The sequence below is a fragment of the Bradyrhizobium sp. Leo78 genome (assembly GCF_059512425.1).
Genome location: NZ_JCAMOT010000142.1, coordinates 1 through 1396 on the forward strand (window position 1 = coordinate 1; position 1396 = coordinate 1396).

Sequence of the window (1396 nt, forward strand, 5' to 3'; positions counted from 1 at the left end):
GCTTGGTGACGCCGTTGCTTGACTGCACGAAGCGCGTAACGCCGCCGCGTGGCGCGACCGGTAAGCCGGGAACCAAATCCCGCGAATGAACTTGGGGTATCGAGGTCGTGTTCAGCCGCACCGCCATGTACGATTGGCCGCCTGAGCGCTCCCCCACTAGCCAAGAGCAGGGAGGTAGCGGTGCCATGGACGAGATCGAAGCAAGGACCATCCGCAAGCTGATGTGGCGGTTGCTGCCCTTCCTGTTCGTCTGCTACTTCGTCGCGTACCTCGACCGGGTAAACGTCGGTTTCGCCAAACTCCAGATGAACTCGGCGCTCGGCCTGTCGGAAGCGGCTTACGGCTTTGGCGCGGGCCTGTTCTTCATCTCCTACTTTCTGTTCGAAGTACCATCCAACCTCGCGCTGGACAGGTTCGGCGCACGGCTCTGGATCGCTCGCATCATGTTAAGCTGGGGGATCATCTCTGCTCTGTTCGCCTTCATCGCCCCGATCTCAGCGGCCACCGGGATCTCGACCGAATGGGTGTTCTACATCCTCCGTTTCCTGCTCGGTCTCGCCGAGGCGGGTTTCTTTCCCGGGATCATTTTCTACCTGACACTATGGTTCCCATCGGTCTATCGGGCCCGGGTTGTCTCGCTGTTCATGCTGGCCATCCCGTTCTCGTCGATTGCGGGCGGACCGATCTCCGGGGCTCTGCTGAACATTTCCGGCGCCGGACTCGATGGCTGGCAATGGCTTTTCATCCTCGAAGCCTTGCCCTCGATCCTAATGGCTTTCGGGGTCATCTTTTACCTGACCGACCGGCCGGCGCTCGCGGCGTGGCTCGCCAACGACGAGAGGGGCTGGCTCGAACGACGGCTGGAGGCTGAAAGGCAGCACAAGGTGGCGGTCGAGCATGTGGGCATCGTTAAGGCGCTCACCGACCTCCGCGTCCTTGCCTGCGCGTTCGTCTACTTCTGTCTGAACGCGGCGAGCTATGGTGTGGCGTTTTTCTTGCCGACGATCATCAAGAACTTCGGCGTGAGCAACTTCCAGACCGGCCTGCTGTCTGCGGTGCCTTTCTTGTTTGGCGCCGTCGGGATGGTGCTGCTGGGCCGCAACTCCGACCGCACATTGAAGCGTCGGGAGCACGTTTGCTTTGCCATGTTCCTCGCCGCGGTCGGCCTTGCGGGCGCGGGCCTCGTCTCCGCGCCGGCGCTGGTGCTGGGCTTGCTCTGCCTGAGCCAGATCGGCGTCTCCGCAACGCCCCCACTGCTGTGGCCAATACCGAGCGCCTTCCTGACGGGCACTTCGGCTGCGGCCGGGATCGCCGCGATCAATGCGCTCGGCAATCTGTCCGGCTTCGCCGGACCGTTCCTCATGGGCTACCTCAAAGACGCGACCGGCAACTTCAC

Annotated in this window: 1 protein-coding gene; it reads left to right on the plus strand. The window is 62.5% G+C overall.

What is annotated here, in order from left to right:
* Positions 1 to 185: 185 nt before the first annotated feature.
* Positions 186 to 1396, plus strand: a 1211-nt coding sequence (locus tag AC5ZG1_RS43925) for an MFS transporter (protein WP_496136514.1), incomplete at its 3' end; no start/stop codon positions are given.